We start from the raw sequence: 19,781 nt of genomic DNA on the forward strand, positions 1-19,781 counted from the left end.
GAGAGAGGGGTCAGTAGCCTACTTCGACGATAAATTGGTCGGCTGGGAGCCCGGTGAGTCCTGCCGTGGCATCCCTGACCGTTTCGGGGATCTCCCGGACGCCTTGCACAGAGACCTCAAGATCGGGCAGTTCCAGGACTTGAAGGTCCATCCGACCATCCGTGGCATTCCTTAGTTTTACCGTAAGCCTCACGCCCGCCCCTTTCCATGTCCGTTTTCAGGGCACCCACCACCTGCCAAGGGATGGCGCATTTCTTCCCTTAATAGCAAGCCCATGTTCCGGTTACGTTTCCTGTGCTTGTTGGTGGGCGGGGACCCCGGCTACCAGGATTCGGGCCAGGTCGTGCAGCTTCTGGTTCCGGTCGTTGGAAGCTTTGCGGAGGATATCGAACGCTTCCTGGGGTGTGCACCGGTTTTGGGAGATGATCACCCCGCATGCGGTATCGATAACTGACCTGTTGGTCATGGCAGCATCAAGATCGGCCGCGTTCTCGTTCAATACGGTGATGCGGACCGCCAGCCGGAGCGCCTTGCCGGCAACTCCCGCGAAGGTCAACGCACTCGCGACGGCCCGTGATGAGAAAGAGCCCGGGATAGGCGCGAAGAAGTTCAGAACGGCGGAGGCACCCTGTTCCAGTTCCATCGGCACACCCAGAGTGCTCCGCATGCCAGCCGCGCTTAAGGCTTGGCAGTACTCGCTCCACTGCGGTGATGACAGGGAATCTTCAAGAAGGACCGGGCGGTCCCGGGTCAGCGCTTCAACGCAGGGCCCCTCCCCCAGGGTTTGCTCGATCCTGTCCAGGACCATCGCTTTGTCGCTGCTCCCGCCGATTGTTGAGATTCGTTTGCGCCGCTCCAGCGTCACTGCGCACTCGATACGGGTTTCGGTAACCCGCGACATCACCGAAGCTCCTAAGACCGCGAGCCCATCGAGGAACGCTTTGATGTCTTCTGCAGCAACAAGCAGATCAGCCAATCGTTCCGCATCGGCGGACCAATCCTCCACGACACCAGAATCCAACCCGAACACCGCCGTTCACAACAGATCCACATTCGAAGGACATTCCCTGCCGATGTTCAGGACCTCCTGACGGGTGCCAGGAACAGCGGCCGGCAGCAACAGCTGGGAGAACTCTGCGAGTAATTTACCAAGGAATTCCATAAGCCCTAAGAAGGCCCTCCGAGGCCTCCCGCCGGTCGCCTTCCGAGGTGAGGATTACCCGTCGGGCGTTACTGGGGGTTCTCGGCACGGAGCCGCTGTTCCAGCTTGGCTTCGGCGGCCTCCCGTCGCTTCCCTACAATGAGCATTTGCTGGGTAGCGGGGTTATGCAAAGGAAGCCTCTGCACATCCTGTGAAACCGCGGCGGGGCGCTCCCCCGGCACGGGCTGCCGCGATGATTGCTTGACCATGCCTCCATGATCCCACCGCCCACCGGCCCAGGACATGGGTGCCGATGCTCAGTCAGCAGTCCTTGTGACCAGCTGCGGCACGGTAGCTGGTGTGGCCTGCCCACTGCAAGACCGACCACCCAGTACGCCAACGCTTCCGCCAGACACATCAAGCATGACCGTCGCAGCTCAAGCACCGCGCAATGAACACCTCAAGATTCCATCAAGATTCGATTCCTGTCGGGTCCGGTCGAGCTGCCTTGCCGCAGATGCCATTGGACATCTTGAGCTCATGAAGCGCGGCGAAATTAGCACGGAAGACTAGCAAGTTGTCTTCCAAGTAGTCCTTTTGCTATATTCGCCCTTGTCAGCGCGCTTTAAGGGTGTGCAGACACCGGAGTTGGGGGGCCTCCTCTCGGATGGTGACGCTTGCGTCGCCTCCGTTTGTTGTGGACGTCTGACAACGAACACTACCGAGAGGCCAGTTGCTCTGTTGGAACACTCGAACGGCCCGCGGCGCACCAGTGCCCGATCGAGCGCACGTCGCAGTTTCGGCGTCGTGGCCGCTGCGTTTGCCTTTGCGGTCGTTTTGGGCGGGTGGGGATCGCTTGCCGCACCTTTACCAGCCGATGCGACTGTTGTTCGTACACCTGCGGAGCCGTCGTCGCCGCCCGCGGCCACCGAGCCTGCCACAGCTCCGGAAGTAAATGAAGGCTCGATGCCGACCATGCCATCGTCGTTGGATGCTGAGCAGCCAACAGCCCAGCCGACCACTGGTGAAGAGCCCACCGCGGAAAAGCCGGAGCCTGCCACCACCGATCCGGTCATGACATCGGAGCCCGATCCGCATCCCGAGACCTCCGCATCTCCTGAAACAGCTCTGCCGGGAGACCATCCCGTGGCCGAAAGCAGCCGGGGACCACCAGCCACGGCAGAGTCAGACGTCCAAGCAACAACCACTCGGGACGCAAGCATCTTTGCCGCAGGTGTGCCGGAAGCTACCCGCCAAGTCTGGATCGAGTCGTTCGAACAGGGACTGACAACCGCAGCCACCGGACTTCCCAGCTACTCCGGAGGGAAATACACAGCCTCAACGGGTTGGAGAAGTGGCACGAGCTGCACGGGCGTCCTTATCAATTACACAGCCCCCTATCCGAATGCCGCTTTCTGCCCCACCCAGCCACTTCTCGCCGTCGGGCAGTCCTCCCTCGCCGCACGCGATGGCCGGCGCATGGCCGATGTCCTCGGCCAGGTGTCCGCGGGTGTAGTCGGCTCCACCTCCGGCACTACCCCTGCCAATGGCTCTACCGCGGGTACGCAAAGTAACCATGCACTCGTCTCCATCCCCTACGCCGTTGTGGCGGGCGGCACCACGGTTCTTCAATCCGCCGCCGGAACGGGCATCAGCGCTCCAGATTCTCGCTACTACGCCGTGGGCATGAATGCCGTAGGCGCGCAGTGTGGCACCAACAACGCATCACTTTCGCTCAACCTGGTCTCGGGTAGTACAACCCTTCTGACCGGGTTCCCGTCGCCCGTGGTCCCTTGCACCAGGACGGGCAGCGTCTACTACACGTCCCCGGCCCTTCCCACTCTCGGCACGATCTCCGGCGTGGTAGACCCTGCATGGTCGGCCTCGGTCCGGGCGGGTACCAGCAACGGTTCGAACACGGCACTGCTCACTCCCGCGCAGATCTCCGCGGCCCAGGTACAGATCGTCAACACGGTGACAGGTGCCGGCAGCGGGTTCGCCGTGGACAATATACGCGTCCTCGATGTCACCCCTGCTCTGGACGTTGCCTTCGATCCGGCTGCCGCCACAGCTACGGTCCCCACAACTCTGAGCTACACGATCACCAATACCACCGACCTGCTGGCAAAAACCGACTGGGGATTCTCAACTGCGCTTCCTGCGGGTATGACAGTAGCTCCCACCCCCGCGGTGGCAGGCACGTGCACGAACGCTGCCGGGACCGCCTTCGCCGTCACTGCCGCAGCAGGTTCGGGCAGCATCTCGGTCCTGGGCGGCGACCTTGCAGCGGGAACAACGTCATGCACGATCTCAGTCGCAGTAGTAGCCGCCTCTCCCGGAAGCTACAGCAGCGGTGCTGTAACGCCGTCAGGACTTATTGTTTCCGCTCCCGGCAGCCTCCAGGTGGCACCTGCAACCACTGTCACGGTACGTAAGAACCTTCCGGCCCGCGCTGCTCCGGCCGACCAGTTCACTCTGTCATTACGCACGGGGACCACCGTGCTGGCGTCGGCCACCACCACGGGCACAGCAACCGGAATCCAGGCGGCGCAGATTAACCGCTCGGTTGTGCAGCCCGGCTCTACCTATACCATCCACGAATCGCAGACCTCCGGTGCGGGCCTGGGTTACGCCAACGCCTATGAGTGCACCCGGGGCGGTACTGTGATCGCGTCCGGGGCGGGAGCATCCGGTACCATCACCGTGCCGGACGAGGCGGGGGCCGAGGTTGTCTGCACCTTTACGAATACCACGCAGACTGCCCGACTTTTCTGCGATGCGAACCACTTCTACTCCATGACGGCGGCCGGTGCGCTGGAACAAGGTGACATTGTTTCGGGAAGTCTCGCCCAAGTTGGTAGTTGGACCGGCGTCACTGCGGCAAACGGGCTCGGCATTGGCGCGGGCGGAAACCTCGCCTACGCGCTGGACCGTTCCACTGACGGGAGCGACGTTGCTTCGATTCTTAAGTGGACCCCCGGTGCTGGTTTCCAGAAGGTGGCGAACTCGGCGTATACCACCGTGGCAGGCGGGACCACGGTAGAGGGCAGCATCGTTGCCGGGGCGGTGGATCTGTCCACCGGCCGCTATCTCTTTGGCAAGTTCGTCAACTCGCAGTTCTACATTTGGAGCTTCAACGAAGCGAACCCCACCGCAACCCGGTTCGCCTTCGTAGGCGCATTCCCCACCGGCTCGGCGCCAAACGGCAACGGCGACATGGCCTTCGATGCCCGCGGCAACCTTTACGTTTTGGGCGCTGCCCTGGTGGGCTCCACCAACAGTGCAACCATCTACACCGTTTCCGCTGAGGCGTTGGCGGCGGGCTCCGGCGGCACTCTGGCGGTAAGTGCCTCTTCAACCAAGCCGACAACCGGTACGGACGCTGCCTTCGCCAATATCAACGGTATCGCGTTCTCACCGCGCGGCACCGTCTACCTCTCCAACGCCGGAAGCGCCTACGAATTTGACACCACAACGTGGGCCAGGGTTCCTGGCACATCGCGTGTACCCGTGAACTCCGTGGACCTGGCCGGCTGCTCGTCGCCACCCACCCTCACCGTTCAGAAGAACGTGGTGGGCCGTCAGGCTGCCAGTGACCAGTTCACGTTGACGGCGGCCTCGGGGACTCCCCTGACAGCCATCGCCACTGCCACCACCACCGGTGCGGCCACCGGGCGTCAACTGGCGCAGATCGGCCCGTTCCCCACCGCAGCAGGTAGCACCATCACCATCTCAGAATCCATGGCGGCCGGGTCCTCCTCGGCCATCAGCGCGTACACCGCACTCTACGACTGCTGGTCTGACGGTGTCCGGCTAAGCGCGGGAACGTCCACCACAGGCACCGTCACTATGCCGAACAGGCTCAACGCGAACGTGACCTGCACCTTCTTCAACTCCCCCACCCCTGTGGCGAGTGTGCGGATCACCAAGACCATCCGGGAGTTCTCGGGACTCACCCGCCCCGGCGCGGACTGGAGCGTAGGCGCGACGGCGACGGCCACCACGGGCAGCGCCACGGCCCTTCCCGGTGGGGCGCCCAGGCAGCAGACCGATGCCGCGGGACAGGCCAGCTGGACCATACTGTTCGGCACCACCGCTTCCAGGGCAACAGTGGTGGTCTCGGAGACGCAGCAGGAGGGATTCGCGTTCGTCAGCGGTTCATGCACGGTGAACGGTGCCAACCGCCCGGTCACGTTCACCCAGAACGGGACAGATATTAGTGCAAGCCTCACAGCAATAGCTCCCGCTTCGGCGATCGAATGCACCTTGGTTAACCGGCCCACGGCGTCCCTGACGCTGGTGAAAGAAGTGAGCTTCGGCGCCGCGCTACCAACGGACTGGACACTGAGCGCTACCGGCCCGGCCAATGCGTTACCCGGACCCTCCGGCCGGACGGGCACGGCAGGGGCTTCTGGAGTGCCTGTCACTCCTGGCGTTGCCTACCGGTTGGCCGAAACCGGCGGGCCTGCCACTTATGTGCAGACCGGCACTTGGCGATGCCTCACGGCAACGGGTGCCACTGTTGACGTCACGGCAGCTGGGGATGTCACTCCACCTGCCACAGCCTCGGTCACGTGCACGGTGACGAACGCGACGGCGGCCATCACCTTGGTCAAACAGGTGCAGAATCCGCAGCCGGGCTTCCAGGCGCCGGACTGGCGGGTCACTGCGACCCCCGCAGCGCTTGCTGGCGCCACCCTAGCAACGGAGAGCCGCCTTGGCGCCGAGTATGTGTCTTCCGGCAATCCTGCGAACACCTTTGACGTCAGGCCGGGCCACAGCTACACGTTGTCCGAGGCTGCCACCGATCCTGCCCGGCGGATCGCGTACAAGGAAGTCCGTCTCGAACTGCTCACAGGGTCAACGTGGACCCCTGTGACGTCACGGACAATTTCGGCTCCGCCGGCTGGCCAGACGGCGGTTTACCGCTTCGTCAACGCCCCCGTGGAGCCCACAAGACTACCGCTCACCGGCGGTACAAGCGCCGACGCATTCTTCATCGGAGGGGGGTTGGTGCTTGGTCTGGCACTAGCCCTTTCGGTGTGGCATTGGCGTCGACGAATGCGAGGCGCCTCTCGGTGATGCGCACCTCTTCCTTCCTGTCCGACGTCCCAGATTCCCTTCATTCGTTCCACTCGGTCTCACCCTCACTTCACAAATAGGAGAAATCACATGTCCATCCGCCTCCTCCAGCGGTTATCGGCCGCTGCCGGCGTGCTGGCGCTGGGCGCAGCGGCGACTCTGGTCGCCGTCGCGCCTGCGGCAGCAGTCACTCAACCGGGAAATATCGATCCCACGATCGCCCGCACCCTGACCCTTCACAAGTTCGCGTTGGGCCCGGAAAACGGTCAGACGGTGGGCACCGGCCAGGAAGTGACTGTTCCGGGCACTCCGCTCTCCGGCGCCACCTTCACCGCTGCACTGGTACAGGGCGTAGACCTCACGACGCCGGCAGGCTGGGAGCAGGTCTCTGCACTGACGCCCGCTACGGCTGCCGGACGCGTCACCGTTGCTGATACCTACACCGCCACCACCGGCTCGGACGGTGTAGCGAGGTTCAACAACGGCGACACTCTGCCGATCGGTCTCTACCTTGTGACCGAGACCGCGCTGCCGGCCGGGGCCACCAACCCCGCCGCACCGTTCCTTGTTACGCTGCCCTTCCCGACGGGTCCGGGCGGAGCACCTGCGAACCAGTGGATCTACGACGTCCACGCATACCCCAAGAACGCTGTTACGGATCTGACTAAGACCCGCGTCCCGGCTCCGGCTAACTCGGTTGAAGCCCGCAACCCGGACCTGGTCCGCTGGGCGATCAACTCTGAGGTGCCTACACTCGCCGGCGGCGACACTCTGGACATCTTCACTCTCACCGATACGCTGCCTGCGGAACTCGAATACCTGGCAACAGGCCCCACCGGCGTTGCGCCCACCGGTGTGCGGGTGGCAAACGCTGCCAACGTCCCCCAGAACTTCGTGGAGGGCACGGATTACACCTTGGTGTATGACGCAGCCAGCCGTAACCTCACCGCTACCTTCACTCCCACTGGGCTTACCCGCCTGGCTGCCCTGCCCGGCGGAGATGTGACGCTCACCGTCCTTAGCCGCGCGTTGACCATCCCGGCCAACGGCATCATCACCAACACGGCCACGAGCGTTGTGAACGGCGCCACGGAGACCGTCACCGGAAGCACGCCGATCGGCCAGCTAACCGTGTTCGCCTTCCAGAACGAGAACAATGTACGGACCCCGCTGGCGGGCGCCGTGTACCAGGTGTTCCTGAACCAGAACGACGCCAACCTTGGCCAGAACCCGGTGTCCATCAACGGCGTCACCAACTGGACCACGGCGGCTAACGGTTTCGTAGCTATCCCGATCATCACACCGGGCAACTACTACGTTCGTGAAATCACTCCCCCGGCCGGTTTCCAGCTGCCGACGCCCAGCCAGGTTCAGACCCAGGTTGTGGCCGGCCCGAGCTCCACCACAGCACCGGTACAGAACTATGTCGAGTTCGAGCACGATCAGGTTCCGGCCTTCGCGCTCCCCCTCACCGGTGGTGACGGCGCCCTCTGGTTCACCGCGGGTGGCATTGGTCTCCTCGCCATCGCCCTCGGTACCGGAATCCTCGCCGCGCGTCGTCGTCGTGCCGCTATGGCACCGGCAACGGCATAACCTAGCACTGTGAATACGAAGGCGGGGAGTCCAAAAGGCGTCCCGCCTTCGCAGTTCCCGGACGGGGATGAACCAGGTGCCGCCCGCGGTTCGACGGCGGTACTCACCAGACGCGAGCGGAAGCGGCTGCTTCGCTGGCGGCTCCCCCTGCTGCCCTTGCTGGTGGCCGTTTCAGTCATCGCCGGATCCGGTCTTCTCCTCTACCCGGCCGCGGCCGCTTGGGTCAGCGCTGTGGAGCAGTCACAAAAGATTGACGAACTAACCCAGGGAATCAAAGACCTCGGTGCCGAGACCTTGCGCCAGCGTATAGCCGAGGCAAGGGAATACAACCAGGGTTTGAGCGGAGGCGGAGCAGCCGTGGCAGCGAATGAACGGCTCCCGCTAGCGAATGAAACTCAGACTGACAAACAAAAGTATCTGGACATGCTTCGGGGTGATTCCGAGGGTCTCATGGCGCGCATCAGAATCCCCTCCATTGACGTTGATCTTCCGATTTACCACGGCACCAGTGAGAGCGTCCTTGAACACGGCATCGGCCACCTCGAAGGCACCGCGCTCCCTGTAGGCGGGCCATCGACCCACTCCGTAGTCACAGGGCATAGAGGCCTTGCTACCTCCGAGCTCTTCTCCAACCTGGACAAAGTCACCGTGGACGACACCTTCACCATTGAGGTCTTCAACGAGATCCTGACCTACAGGGTCATCGAAACCCTCGTGGTGCAGCCTGAAGACACCGAGAGTCTCCTCATACAGCCCGACAAGGATCTCCTGACCCTCGTCACCTGCACTCCACTGGGCATCAACAGCCACCGGATCCTGGTCACCGGCGAACGCGTGATCCCCACCCCCCCGTCCGACGTTGACGCAGCCGGTCAGAAACCCGGCATCCCCGGCTTTCCCTGGTGGATGTACATCGCAGGCGGCGTACTAGCCACCGTCGGCACCTACGTTTGGCTTTCTGGAAGACCCCCGCACGCCATACGGCAGCAGCTCGCACCGACACACCACCCGCAGTCGGCGTCCGGTAATACAAAGAACGATTTTTCACAACTCGCACCTCATGGTGTCGTGGACTCCGGCCATGACCCTGGCAAACAGGGCGAAGCCTCGACCACTATTCCACGTAGCCCGGGGCACTAAGCAGCGAGTACAACCACTGGTGAAAGTCCCCTGAACGCTACACGCTTAGCCGTCCCACTTCCTTGGAAGTGGAACGCCCGAACCGATGGGCCGTCCGTCGAGGAACAGCCAGCCCGTGTGACCGCCGTCCGCCGCTGCTGAGGAGCCGGACAATCACTGTTGAGTCGCCGACTTCGCGAGCTGGCTTGTTGGTTGCGCTGCCCTGCTGCTCCCGCGACGGCACGTACGGAGACTCGTTCTACGTGCTGTTCACTCTCATGCCTCTACGGCGGTGATGGCGTAGTGGGCGATGCGGAGGAGGTCCTCTTTGCTGGCGCCGTCGCTGGCCTGCTGGCTCATACCTTGTAGCGTCGCTCCGACGAAGGCTGCCAATGCATGAGTGTCTGTGATTTGGAGATCCCGCCTGCTTCGCGGACCCGGGTCAGTGCTTCTGCCATGGCCAGGATGTTGTCGTTGCGCATTTTGGACAGCCGCTCTGCGACGTGGCGGTTCACGGAGGTCGTCGCCACGGCGGAGCGGATCACCAGCCGAGCCCGACAGATTGATCCGGCAAGTACTTGATGCAGGCGGCAATCTCGTCCCGCCGAAAGACTTAGTCCTTGAGAAGAAGTATGAAAAGTTGATGTCCATTGCGACTTGGCAAACTTTTCGAAGCCCTGGTCCCCGCGCTCACACTGCGATAGACCGACCAGGCGAAGACAACTAGTAAAAATTGCTAAGGAGCCTTATGGTATGCCTATGGCCGGGGAATGTCCCGTGGCGCTATTGATACTCGGATTTGCGACTGAGGAGAACAAATGACACCCACCCATAACCCGGCCCGGAACCGAACAACGATTCAGCGGGCAGCGCAGATAGTCGGAGCCGTGTTCCTGCTTGTAGGGGTCCTGGGCTTCATCCCGGGGATCACTTCGAACTACGAGACCCTGTCGTTCGCCGGCCATACCTCCGACGCTCTCCTGCTGGGAATCTTCCAGGTCTCAATCTTGCACAACATTGTGCACCTGCTCTTCGGAGTGGCCGGAATCCTGATGTCCCGCACCTCCGGCCAAGCCCGCAACTACCTTATCGGCGGCGGAGCCGTCTACTTGGTCCTGTGGATCTACGGCTTGGTCATCGACCAGGAATCCTCCGCTAACTTCGTCCCGGTCAACAACGCCGACAACTGGCTCCACCTGATCCTGGGGATCGGCATGCTCGCCCTGGGCCTGGCCCTCAGCCGCCGGAACTCCACCGGCCACACGGCCACAACCGGCCACTAAGACACCGATACCACCTGCGCATGAACCGGAACCACCCTGCGCAGCCAACCGCCCCGACCATCCAGCAGGATGGCATGACCATTTCCCGCCGCGCCGATGCCTGAACTCGAACACTGGCCCACCAGTCGCCTGCTCTCCACAGCTGCCCGGCTTGTTGAGCAGGGATGGAATGAACAGCTGCGGAGCCTGGATCTGACATATCCGGCTGTGATCGCGCTCGAGGCGCTGGCAGCCACGGGCCCCATCACGCAAACCCGCCTTGCCCACGTCATTCGCGTACAGGGTCAAACCATAGGACCGACACTGCACAAGCTCGAATCCCAAGGCTACATAAGTCGCCGACACGCCCCCGGGGACCGTCGCAGTCAATACGTCTCCATCACCGACGAGGGCAAGGACCTGCTGGAGAGGGCCCGCAGTCTGGAACGCATCATGCTGGCAAACTTTTCCATCGACCCCAGCGAACTGCGTGACCCGCTGGAGAACATCGTGCACAACGCAGGCAACAGAATCGGCACGGCAGAAACATTCCCCACATCAAACCCCAACGGATAGAACCGGCCTCGCCCTCAACCTCATAGCGGAGAGGAGCACCTGTCCGATTCAGAAAGAAAGGACTTCCCAAATCGCCGGAGCCACAGAAGAGGGATTGATCAGCACGAAAAACCCTCAGACAGATAAACGCTTAGGATGACCAGCCGTACTGGAGCTGGGAAACCCGACAATAGCGCGGCTAAAGCGCTGCTGGGCCCTGTGATCACCGGTTACCGTGCAGTCATCGACGCCCAAAAGCTGGGCCGTCGTCTGGAAGTCACCGCTACAGTCGAGGTCAGGAGCACGGACACGCAGACGATCGCGGAGTTCGAGCGGGCGGTCGTGGCTTTCGACGAGGTGGTTGAAGCGCGGAAGGTGTTCGGCAACCCGGACTACTTCTTACGCATCCTCGTCAGCGGCATCGAGGAATACGAGCAATTCCAAATGCAAAAGCTCACAGCACTCCCAGCGGTGTTCCGCGTCGACTCGCACCAAACTATGAGGCTGCTCAAGAACTGAACGACTCCTGCTACGTAGAACCGACCAGGCGGGCCATCGCAGGCCGAGTACCCCTGGGCCGGGCGTTCCGCGGTCCCGGGGATCCTCGCGGCACCAGCACTCCTGTTAGTTTTCCGCTGCAGCCCCCTGGGCAGAGTGCACAGGAGCAGCGCTGTTGCTTTGGCACGGCGCGGCAGCAGCACTGGTCCTGCGCCCTGCCAGCCAGATAGCGACGGTGTTCGTGGCAACGATCATCCCCATGCCGAGCCATTGGTGGAGGACGAGGACCTGTCCCAGTACTAGTGTTCCGGAGAGCGCAGCCAGGATGGGGTTGATGCTCATGAAGACGCCGAAGAATCCGGCCGGCACGTGGCGAAGCGCGATGAGGTCTGCGGCATATGGGACTACCGAGCAAAGGACCCCGGCGGCGATGGCGTACAGCAGCGCGGGAGCGGTAAACACTCCCTGGCCGAGGAGATAACCCGCCACGGGCAGGTAAAAAGCCAGGGAAACCAGTGTCCCCGCGGCCGGAGCCTGCAGGCCTGGCAGGCGTTGCCCGGCAATCCTGTTTAGAAGGATGTACGCCGCCCAGCAGGCGGCGGCGGCCAGGGCGACGGCGACACCAATGAAGTCGCTGCTGGGGCCAGGCATGACGAGAACATACACTCCCAGGCCAGCGCTGAGCCCACAGACCAGATCCCAGCGGCTTCTCGAGGACAGCAGCGCAACGCCCAGTGGTCCAAGGAATTCCAGCGTGACGGCTAGTCCCAGCCCGATCCGGTCAATGGCCACGTAAAGGCAAATATTCATGAGGGCTGTCGCTGCCCCCAACAGAAGGACCGGCCACCACTGCCGCCAGGTGAATCGGTGGAAGGCAGGCCGGGCAACAGGAAGGAGTACCGCGGCAGCTACAAACTGCCGAACGGCCACGACACCAGCCGGCCCGACAATTGGAAAGGCGTGGGCGCCAATCCCGGCGCCTATCTGGTTGCTGAGTCCGCTTCCCGTCATCGTCAGGACACCGCGAACTATTGATGTGCCGGCGCGGACGCCACGGTTCTGGGCTGTCCGCTGTGCTCGCTGAAGTTCCATACCGACAGCTTCCGGTCCCCAGCTGTGGTTGAGAAATGTACTTAATGGGCGTTCTATACGATGAGCGTATGGATGTTGAAGTGCGATACCTTCGTGCGCTGGTAGCCGTGGTGGACGCCCAGACATTTACCGACGCCGCCATTGACCTCCGAACATCCCAAGCCGCGGTGTCACGGTCCGTTGCGGCACTGGAACGCGCCCTCGGGTTGCGCATTCTGCAAAGGACAACACGCAGCATCACACCTACTCCGGCTGGGGAAAGGGTCATCGCGCATGCGCGGCGCGTCCTGGCCGAAGTCGCGCTCCTTGAACGGGCGGCACGGGATCATAACAGCGAACTGAAAATCGGTTACGCATGGTCTGCGCTAGGCGCCCGGACCGCGGCCCTGCAAAGCAAATGGACACAGGCACACCCAGACGTAGACTTGGTGTGGGTCCAGACCTACGCTGCATCCGGAGGGTTGGCGGACGGCTCTGCCGATGTCGCGGTCGTCAGGCGCCCGGTCAGTGATAACCGCTTCGCGTCGACGCTCATTGGCAGGGAAGGCCGCTACGCAGCCGTGGCCACGGAAGACCCACTGGCCCGCAAACGCTTCCTGCGTATGGCTGACTTCGCCGGTCATACGCTGGCCGTGGACCACCGCACGGGAACGACTACCGAAGACCTTTGGAGCGGATCGGCACGTCCGGCGTCCTTCCGACAGGTGCAGGGCGTCGATGAATGGCTGATGCTCATCTCCACAGGACAAGCCATAGGCATGTCCTCGGAGGCGACGGCGGCGCAAAATCCCCGGCCCGGCGTCGTGTACCGGCTGGTCCGGGATGCCCCACCAATCTCAGTGTTCCTCGCCTCCCGTCGTGACGATCCTTCAGCCCTGGTAGCAGATTTCGCACGGCTGGCACGGGAGACATTCGATCCCGACAATGCAGCACAGACATCCCACTAAGTCACCAGAAGCGCCCTTTTCCAGCAACTCTCGACCACCATCCTCGCCTGCTGAATGGAATACCCCGCGCAGTAGCCTCCGGGCGGGACGAGGGACGTTCACTCAAAAGCAACTACGAGCGCGGGCAGGGCAAGGTTGACCGCTACCCGTGTACCTGGTGTTGTGGATCTACGGCCTGTTCATCGATCAGGATTCCTCGGCCAACTTCGTCCCGGTGAACAACGCCGACAACTGGCTGCATCTGGTCCTGGGCGTTGGCATGCTTGCCCTCGGCTTAGTACTGGGCCGGCGTACAACAACCAGGACCGGACAGACCGACGCCACGCGCTAAACCGGGTCCGGCCCGTGCGGCGTGGAGAAAGGTTATAGGGGCGCATCGAAGTCGACCGCAGACCCCAGGAGGATGCTCCCCTTGCCATGGCGACCGCCAGGCAGGGGGACCAGGGGGGAAGTGATCACGGATTTGGGTCCAGCAGCCAACTAATGGCCTCGCTCCGGGCGGTAAAGAACCGGGTGGGACAGGGCAAGCTCTGTTGCCGTCCGATGGTCGATGTTGGTAGATATAGGCGGCACAAAGGCTGTGACCCGTGAGGCGAAATCCGTTTTCGCCATCCCGCCCCGCCACCGACGAGGTAGTTGCGGGCGGCAATGCACTGTCCCCGGCAATGTCATTGACCATCGTCATAGCTACATTCACGTCTTCTGCTTCCAGAACGACCAGCCCGTTGCGTTGCTGAGCCCTGATTGGGCCACCAGGCTCCCAAGGACTATCCGGGTTGTCATTTCGATGTACGAAGTCGTGGTCGATGTACGAAGTTGTAGTTGGCAATCACCCGGTCAACTGGACTGGAGCCCAACAAGGCAATCCGCGAAGCGGCGCAAGACTCCAGGATTCCAAACAAGCAGAATGATTCCTTCGAGCCCGAACCTGATCGTGCCCTTCCCGCCAACTGCAACTGTTTCCATTTCTGCTCCCCACAGCACCCTAAGAAACTCAGACTAACTCTGGACCACGACGTTCCCACCTACCCCCAAAGAGTCAGGAGGTGGTGGAGGGGAGACTACACGCCTTCACCACCCCTGCAGGCTTGGCAAAGGCTGAAGCTAATGAATGGGAACGCTGGTGCGCTGCTGGGCGTCCACACCATCCTCAAACTACACAGTTACCAGTCCGACTTCCTTGGAACCGGGACACCCCCATGGGCTTCTCGTGTTATGGGGATTTACCGTGGAGTTGATCGCATGCAGGCGGCATTCCAGAAGTACCTAGGGCACGCCGAGTGGCTATCGGCGGGCCGTCGCTGGGTAGTCGCGGAAGTTGCCGGGGAATAGACTTGAAGTGGCCACGCGTCGAGCACGATGAGGCGTGTTCAGCGGGCTTCGGAATGGAGAGCGTCATGCTCAAGAAGCTGATGTGCAAGCTTAATCTGGGCCACGATTGGCATGCAGAACACACTGAGGACGGCAGCCGCTACCTGCGCTGCAAGCGCTGTGGAAAATACGACGACGGCGGCGATCCCGGAGGCGGCCATGCCACCATTCTTGATATGGGCGGCTAGATGAAAACCCCCGCGTTGCCACTTTTGGGTAAGTTTCGCCTGCTTACGAGCGTGGCCGACCACGGCTGATAGAACCGGAAACCGTGCTTTCCAGGGTACGTCGATACATAGACCCAAGCCCTTAGTACAGGCGTTGCTTCGACCGACAGAATCTTGGGTGCCCTAAACGCTACACGCTTAGCCGTCCCACTTCCTTAGAAGTGGGACACCACCAATGGGACACTCCCCGACTCATCCGAATCTGCGGAATCACGCGAAAAATATCCGTCCCGTATGTAGTCCCAAAAGTCATGCAACAGATCCCTGTTACAGAGACAACTTTCGGTACAGTTCAAACATGGATATCGGGTACGCGAGGGTCTCTACCACAAAACAGGATCTTGCCCGCCAGTTGGACGCCCTGGCGGCCGCCGGCATCGAGGCCGAGCACATTTACGTGGACAAGAAATCCGGGGCGACCACAAACAGGCCAGGACTCCAGGAAGCGATGCGCCATGCAAGGGCCGGAGATGTGATCGTGGTCCACACCTTGGACCGCTTCGGCCGAACAGTTCGAGACACCCTGAACCTCGTCCATGAGCTCAAGGAAAGAGACATCGGGATCCGGACACTAGCCGATCCCCTAGCGATCGACACGACGGCACCGGATAGTTCAATGGCCCAGCTCGCATTCGTGATGCTGGCTCTGTTCGCCGAGATGGAACGGACCTACTCCGCCGAACGGGTTGCCCATGCCAGAGCAGTGGCTACAGCCAACGGCCGGCGAACCGGACGCCCATCCGTCGTGGACCCCGACAAGCTCGAACACGCCGCCATGCTTCGCGAAAAGGGAGTACCCATGCGGGAGATTACAGCTAAAACTGGATTGGCCCGTACAACCCTGTACCGACACCTCCCCCCACGATTCGTACACGATCCTGCAAATCTCGGAGGTATCGACACAGAGACCTAAAGAGACGCGCGCAGGCTAGCCTCTAGGGGTGGTTACACCTTCTGAGTGGTTGCGTCCAGGGATCAACACCTCGCCATGGTCCTACATGAAATTCCTACGGGCCGTCGGACTGCACCACGAACTTCGCACGCGCTATGAATTGGATGCTACAGCGAGTGCCGACCATGTCGTTGCGGAGGTCAGCGAGGACCGCCACAAGGCTGTTTTTAAGCTTGCGACGGCGTCGCCCCATCCCGTTGGGGAGTTTGCATTGATATTCGGTGACCTTGTTCATAACCACCGTTCAGCCCTCGATTCCCTAGCCTGGGAGCTAACCCATATGGATGGGGCAAAGCCATCAGAGAGTCAAGAACGAAACATTTACTTCCCCATGTGCACTTCAGAGAAGGCATGGGAAAAACAGGTGAAGGGACCTCTGTCTACAGTCCCGCCTCGATTCCAAGCCGCTCTCTACGATCTACAGCCGCTCCATCATCCCGTTCCCGGAGACTCGGCTGTTATCGCGCTGCATGAGCTGGACATAACCGATAAGCACAAGGCCTCCATCCACGCAAATGCTCACACGCACAACAGGGGAACGATGCACATGGAGATAAAGGACAAGAACGGCAAGTCCCTCACCCCAGAGAAAGTTTCGTTCGCTGGCCCTCAACCATACGTAGACGGGCAGCCCCTTTTCGATGTCACCACTAAGGAGCCAATCGCAACGGCTACGAGCGCCATGAACGTCCCCACAATGTTGATGATCACTCGGAACGACGGCCGAACCATGGAACTGTGGAACTTCTTAGGTGCCATCCATAACTACATGGAGGCCGTATTCGACGCCATTTATAAGGGCATCGAAGTCGATCCGAGGAAGGTCGGGTTCTCCCGACCCAGACCACCAATGACCACCTAACCGTCAGGCTGACCTGAATCGCGAAGCTATTGGTTCCCTCATCTTTGGCACGTCAACGTCGCCGGTCGTCTGCGCTGTAAGTACTTTGCCTAGCCGCTTCGGCCAGAGCGCTTGAACGCCACGTGTCGTGAAGGCTCCCCCGAACAACGGCCAGTCCGCTTCGATGAAGCACAGCACGCCATTGACCGGAACATCCCGACATGGTTCCGCACGACGTCAACCTGCTTGAGCACACCATCAACGAGCTTCGTGCAGTCACGTTTGCCCACGAGCAACTTCTCGACGCGTGGACGAACGAAACCGCCTTCGATCTTCACTTCAGGCCTGCCGGCAATAGCCAGCTGAGCCACGTAGAGACCGAATCAAGACCTGCGAAGAGGACAAGTTGGCCAGCCAATGCCCGTTCCGATCATGAGGGCCTTGTTCGGCGTTGGGAAGTGAGTAGACTCTCATCACTTCGAGCTGTCCAACCCGGTTCCTTTCAGGAGGCAATTCCATGACGACTGCAGAAAATGATCCTCTCAGCGACTTGGCTCGCCACCGCAAGTTGGGCCCAGAGTGGAACCAAGCGGAGGGCGAACCTCTGTCGAATGTTAACTATGTGCACACGGAATCCGATCCTGGAAGCAGGGCCGACCACGTACGCACACGGCTTGAGATCCTGAAGAGAGAATGGGACCCAACAAAATACGTGTTCCTGCTTCCCGATTTCCCTCATGATCTGGACGAGCGTGCGAAATCGTTCCGCGTCCTCGTATGCGCCCGTAAGGAGGCAGCCTCTTCGGCAGTACAGGAGTCGTAAACGGCCTTCAAGGCGGCTTCCTGGGACATGTCATTGAGCTGCTCACCCGGCTGCGAGAATTGGCGCATGACTCCCTCTGACTTCTATACGGATCGCCTGAATGGCCCCGGCCCAAGGTTGCACGACAAACTTCCCCAGGCGACCGCCGGCGGGCTGTACAGCCTCTTTAAGACCAAGGCCCATGCCCATTGGCTTGCGCAGCACTTTCCAGAGCATTGCGATGATGGCAATGGTGTGTGCGGGACGGATCTAGGTGCGTTGTGGAGCAACGTACGAGCTCTAGTGCCGCAACTCCGGGAAGAGACTCCGTACGGGTTGGAGCTGACCCAAGAGGACGGAGTTGTGTTCGACTTGATCGAATATGCGGCGGAAAGAGTCGCCAAGCCGGTCCAGGGGCCATGGCACCCCTATATGAAGCATTACGAGCTCACTTTCGCTGAGACGCTCGGCCGCACAGAGTTCCGTAAAGACGTAAACCAGATTCTCCAGCGCGGGGGGACAACGTACGAGCTCAACCGAGAGGGCCAAATAGTCCGTCTTGCTACCCCCGAAGTTCAGCAAGTCTTGGACCAATTGAAGCCTGCCAGTGGTGACACTGAATTGGATGGGCTGCTGTCTCGTTCGAAGGAGCTGTATCTCTCCCGAAAAGCGGACGACCGAGCCTTGGCTCTGGAAAAACTATGGGACGCTTACGAGCGCCTTAAGACGGTTGACATTGTGGGTAACAAGAAGCAGAGCGCCGACGCGCTACTGAACAACATTGCCAGTACGGAGTTCCGGAGCATCGTTACCGTCGAGATGAAGAACCTAACCGATTTGGGCAACCAATTCATGATTCGGCATCACGAGACAGACAAGCACCAGGTCCCCGAGGAAGCACAGGATTATCTCTTCGTACGGATGGGGTCTCTGATTCACTATTTGCTGAAAGTTAGCAACCGTCTCAGTTGAGTTTTGATTAGGTGGGTCCCCGACTCCGCTTCTTCGACGACGGCGACCCACCTAGTTGTACTGCCCAGGGTTGGCGCGTGAAAGCAAGTATCATTTGGCATGCCTTTCTGCCAACATGTGCAAGACAAAGTCGAATGTCCCCTGCCTCAGTCTGAGGACCGCCTCATGGAAGCGTTTACTGCGCATCGACGGCTAGAATCCGAGTACCACGACCCCCGGGCGTTCAGGTACAACCTGAATGCATTCCTGTCCTCCGTGAGCTCGATCCAGCAGATTCTTCAGAAGGAGATCGAGCAACACGGCGATGTGAAGCAGTGGAACCAAGTTCGAGATCCTTTCAAGAAGGACCCTTGGCTTAGGGCTCTCGCGCGGGCCCGTAACGTCACTCTTCACCAGCAAGCAATCTTTGACGGAAGTCTCGTACATATAGGGATGTACAGATGGCGCCGACACAAACTTTCCGTCGCCCAGAAACTGCCACATGACGTTCCCAGCGTCCGTCTCTTGGAGTGGTTTACAACGACCGACTTGGGAAAGATGTTTCTCGACGAGGAACACTCCGCTTGGGGTGAAGAATACGGTGTCTGGCGGCAGTACAACATCGCCGAGATAAGCACGAGCGAGGACGTTCTGACAATGACCAGGCGCGGCTCCATTCGCGCTCATGACATGCTGGCCGCAGCCCACCGTCTATACGGCGTTGAGATCGGGAACATTGATGACGGGCACCTGCTCAGCAAGGACGGTCTTGCTGAAGTGACGGTCCTCCTGGAAAGCGATATTGACCCATCGCTGCCTTCTAAGTGGGGATGGCATGACAAGCGGTCGTGAGGATCCCTACCGGACAGAGGCAGACGCACTCCACAAAGTGCCCAGGTCTCCGAGGTAAGGCGCAGTTCCCGAAATAAATCAGGTAGGTAGCTGACAGAGGACGCTCTCATCAAGGGATCCATTGATGAGATGGCGCAGGGATCCGACAGGTTGCTGTTATCCCCCGTCATCGTGCGGGTCTTACGTACTTGCCGGGGGTCGTGGTGCGGCGGCGCCTGGATCGCATCGCTTGGTGCCGTGCTTCTGTGAGCGTTCAGTGGCGTCGAAGCTCGCGCGGCTCTCAGGCGGAGGTCGTGATGACGAGCTTGCCCTGAACCCCCGGGCTCCAGTGCGGTGTGGGCTTCGGCGGCGCGAGACAACGAGAATGTCCGGTCTAGTACGGGCCGGAGCTCCCCACGCTCGACTCGAGTGGTGAGGAGTTTGAGGTCGAGCCGACCAGGGTTGCCGCGGAAGAAACGGAGCCGGACAAGACAGGTTCCTTCGCTACTCTTGATCT

17 protein-coding genes and 1 pseudogene are annotated in these 19,781 nt (G+C 61.0%); 13 read left to right on the forward strand and 5 right to left on the reverse strand.

The window, feature by feature from the left end:
* Positions 1-10 precede the first annotated feature (10 nt).
* The 3 genes from QEH68_RS22315 to QEH68_RS22325 all read right to left on the reverse strand — a co-directional run bounded on the left by QEH68_RS22315 (position 11) and on the right by QEH68_RS22325 (position 1,410).
* Complete coding sequence (locus QEH68_RS22315; protein ID WP_280628098.1) at positions 11-151, reverse strand: hypothetical protein; 141 nt, start codon at positions 149-151, stop codon at positions 11-13.
* Between the two features lie 132 nt (positions 152-283).
* Positions 284-1,006: a GAF and ANTAR domain-containing protein gene (locus QEH68_RS22320; protein ID WP_280628099.1), complete on the reverse strand. Its 723-nt coding sequence runs from the start codon at positions 1,004-1,006 to the stop codon at positions 284-286.
* A 224-nt stretch (positions 1,007-1,230) separates the two neighbouring features.
* Positions 1,231-1,410: a hypothetical protein gene (locus QEH68_RS22325; RefSeq protein ID WP_280628100.1), complete on the reverse strand. Its 180-nt coding sequence runs from the start codon at positions 1,408-1,410 to the stop codon at positions 1,231-1,233.
* Positions 1,411-2,107: 697 nt separating this feature from the next.
* On the opposite strand from QEH68_RS22325, the gene QEH68_RS22330 reads away from it, so the two are divergent.
* The 3 genes from QEH68_RS22330 (at position 2,108) to QEH68_RS22340 (ending at position 8,956) form a co-directional block, all read left to right on the forward strand.
* Positions 2,108-6,223, forward strand: coding sequence for an LPXTG cell wall anchor domain-containing protein (locus tag QEH68_RS22330; RefSeq protein ID WP_280628101.1), 4,116 nt, complete (start codon positions 2,108-2,110; stop codon positions 6,221-6,223).
* A gap of 90 nt (positions 6,224-6,313) precedes the next feature.
* Positions 6,314-7,816 (forward strand): SpaH/EbpB family LPXTG-anchored major pilin, encoded by a 1,503-nt coding sequence (locus QEH68_RS22335; protein WP_280628102.1) that lies wholly within the window; start codon positions 6,314-6,316, stop codon positions 7,814-7,816.
* A gap of 9 nt (positions 7,817-7,825) precedes the next feature.
* Positions 7,826-8,956 (forward strand): class C sortase, encoded by a 1,131-nt coding sequence (locus QEH68_RS22340; protein WP_280628103.1) that lies wholly within the window; start codon positions 7,826-7,828, stop codon positions 8,954-8,956.
* A 335-nt stretch (positions 8,957-9,291) separates the two neighbouring features.
* Here the strand turns inward: QEH68_RS22340 and QEH68_RS22345 are convergent, their stop codons facing one another.
* Complete coding sequence (locus QEH68_RS22345; RefSeq protein ID WP_280628104.1) at positions 9,292-9,480, reverse strand: hypothetical protein; 189 nt, start codon at positions 9,478-9,480, stop codon at positions 9,292-9,294.
* A gap of 273 nt (positions 9,481-9,753) precedes the next feature.
* Between QEH68_RS22345 and QEH68_RS22350 the strand changes: the two genes are divergently transcribed.
* The 3 genes from QEH68_RS22350 to QEH68_RS22360 all read left to right on the forward strand — a co-directional run bounded on the left by QEH68_RS22350 (position 9,754) and on the right by QEH68_RS22360 (position 11,271).
* Positions 9,754-10,218 (forward strand): DUF4383 domain-containing protein, encoded by a 465-nt coding sequence (locus QEH68_RS22350; protein ID WP_280628105.1) that lies wholly within the window; start codon positions 9,754-9,756, stop codon positions 10,216-10,218.
* A 96-nt stretch (positions 10,219-10,314) separates the two neighbouring features.
* The gene (locus tag QEH68_RS22355) at positions 10,315-10,773 is read left to right on the forward strand and encodes a MarR family transcriptional regulator (protein WP_280628106.1); all 459 of its coding nucleotides are present in this window, start codon (positions 10,315-10,317) and stop codon (positions 10,771-10,773) included.
* Between the two features lie 135 nt (positions 10,774-10,908).
* Positions 10,909-11,271 (forward strand): Lrp/AsnC family transcriptional regulator, encoded by a 363-nt coding sequence (locus QEH68_RS22360; RefSeq protein ID WP_280628107.1) that lies wholly within the window; start codon positions 10,909-10,911, stop codon positions 11,269-11,271.
* 105 nt (positions 11,272-11,376) lie between these two features.
* Here the strand turns inward: QEH68_RS22360 and QEH68_RS22365 are convergent, their stop codons facing one another.
* Positions 11,377-12,342 carry an EamA family transporter gene (locus QEH68_RS22365; RefSeq protein ID WP_280628108.1) on the reverse strand — a complete coding sequence of 322 codons (966 nt, stop codon included), beginning with the start codon at positions 12,340-12,342 and terminating at the stop codon, positions 11,377-11,379.
* 68 nt (positions 12,343-12,410) lie between these two features.
* On the opposite strand from QEH68_RS22365, the gene QEH68_RS22370 reads away from it, so the two are divergent.
* The 7 genes and pseudogenes from QEH68_RS22370 to QEH68_RS22400 all read left to right on the forward strand — a co-directional run bounded on the left by QEH68_RS22370 (position 12,411) and on the right by QEH68_RS22400 (position 19,285).
* Positions 12,411-13,289 (forward strand): LysR family transcriptional regulator, encoded by an 879-nt coding sequence (locus QEH68_RS22370; RefSeq protein WP_280628109.1) that lies wholly within the window; start codon positions 12,411-12,413, stop codon positions 13,287-13,289.
* A gap of 148 nt (positions 13,290-13,437) precedes the next feature.
* A pseudogene (locus tag QEH68_RS22375) lies at positions 13,438-13,620 on the forward strand (DUF4383 domain-containing protein); the annotation flags it as partial.
* A 1,066-nt stretch (positions 13,621-14,686) separates the two neighbouring features.
* Entirely contained in the window at positions 14,687-14,848 is a 162-nt protein-coding gene (locus QEH68_RS22380; RefSeq protein WP_280628110.1) for a DUF1660 family phage protein, read from the forward strand.
* A gap of 337 nt (positions 14,849-15,185) precedes the next feature.
* Positions 15,186-15,800, forward strand: a complete 615-nt coding sequence (locus QEH68_RS22385) for a recombinase family protein (RefSeq protein ID WP_280628111.1) — start codon at positions 15,186-15,188, stop codon at positions 15,798-15,800.
* A gap of 85 nt (positions 15,801-15,885) precedes the next feature.
* The gene (locus QEH68_RS22390) at positions 15,886-16,701 is read left to right on the forward strand and encodes a hypothetical protein (protein ID WP_280628112.1); all 816 of its coding nucleotides are present in this window, start codon (positions 15,886-15,888) and stop codon (positions 16,699-16,701) included.
* An 868-nt stretch (positions 16,702-17,569) separates the two neighbouring features.
* Positions 17,570-18,454 carry a hypothetical protein gene (locus tag QEH68_RS22395; RefSeq protein ID WP_280628113.1) on the forward strand — a complete coding sequence of 295 codons (885 nt, stop codon included), beginning with the start codon at positions 17,570-17,572 and terminating at the stop codon, positions 18,452-18,454.
* Positions 18,455-18,619: 165 nt separating this feature from the next.
* The gene (locus QEH68_RS22400; protein ID WP_280628114.1) at positions 18,620-19,285 is read left to right on the forward strand and encodes a hypothetical protein; all 666 of its coding nucleotides are present in this window, start codon (positions 18,620-18,622) and stop codon (positions 19,283-19,285) included.
* The last annotated feature ends 496 nt before the right edge of the window (positions 19,286-19,781 follow it).

It is taken from the genome of Paenarthrobacter sp. OM7 (genome assembly GCF_029873575.1).
Lineage (GTDB): Bacteria > Actinomycetota > Actinomycetes > Actinomycetales > Micrococcaceae > Arthrobacter.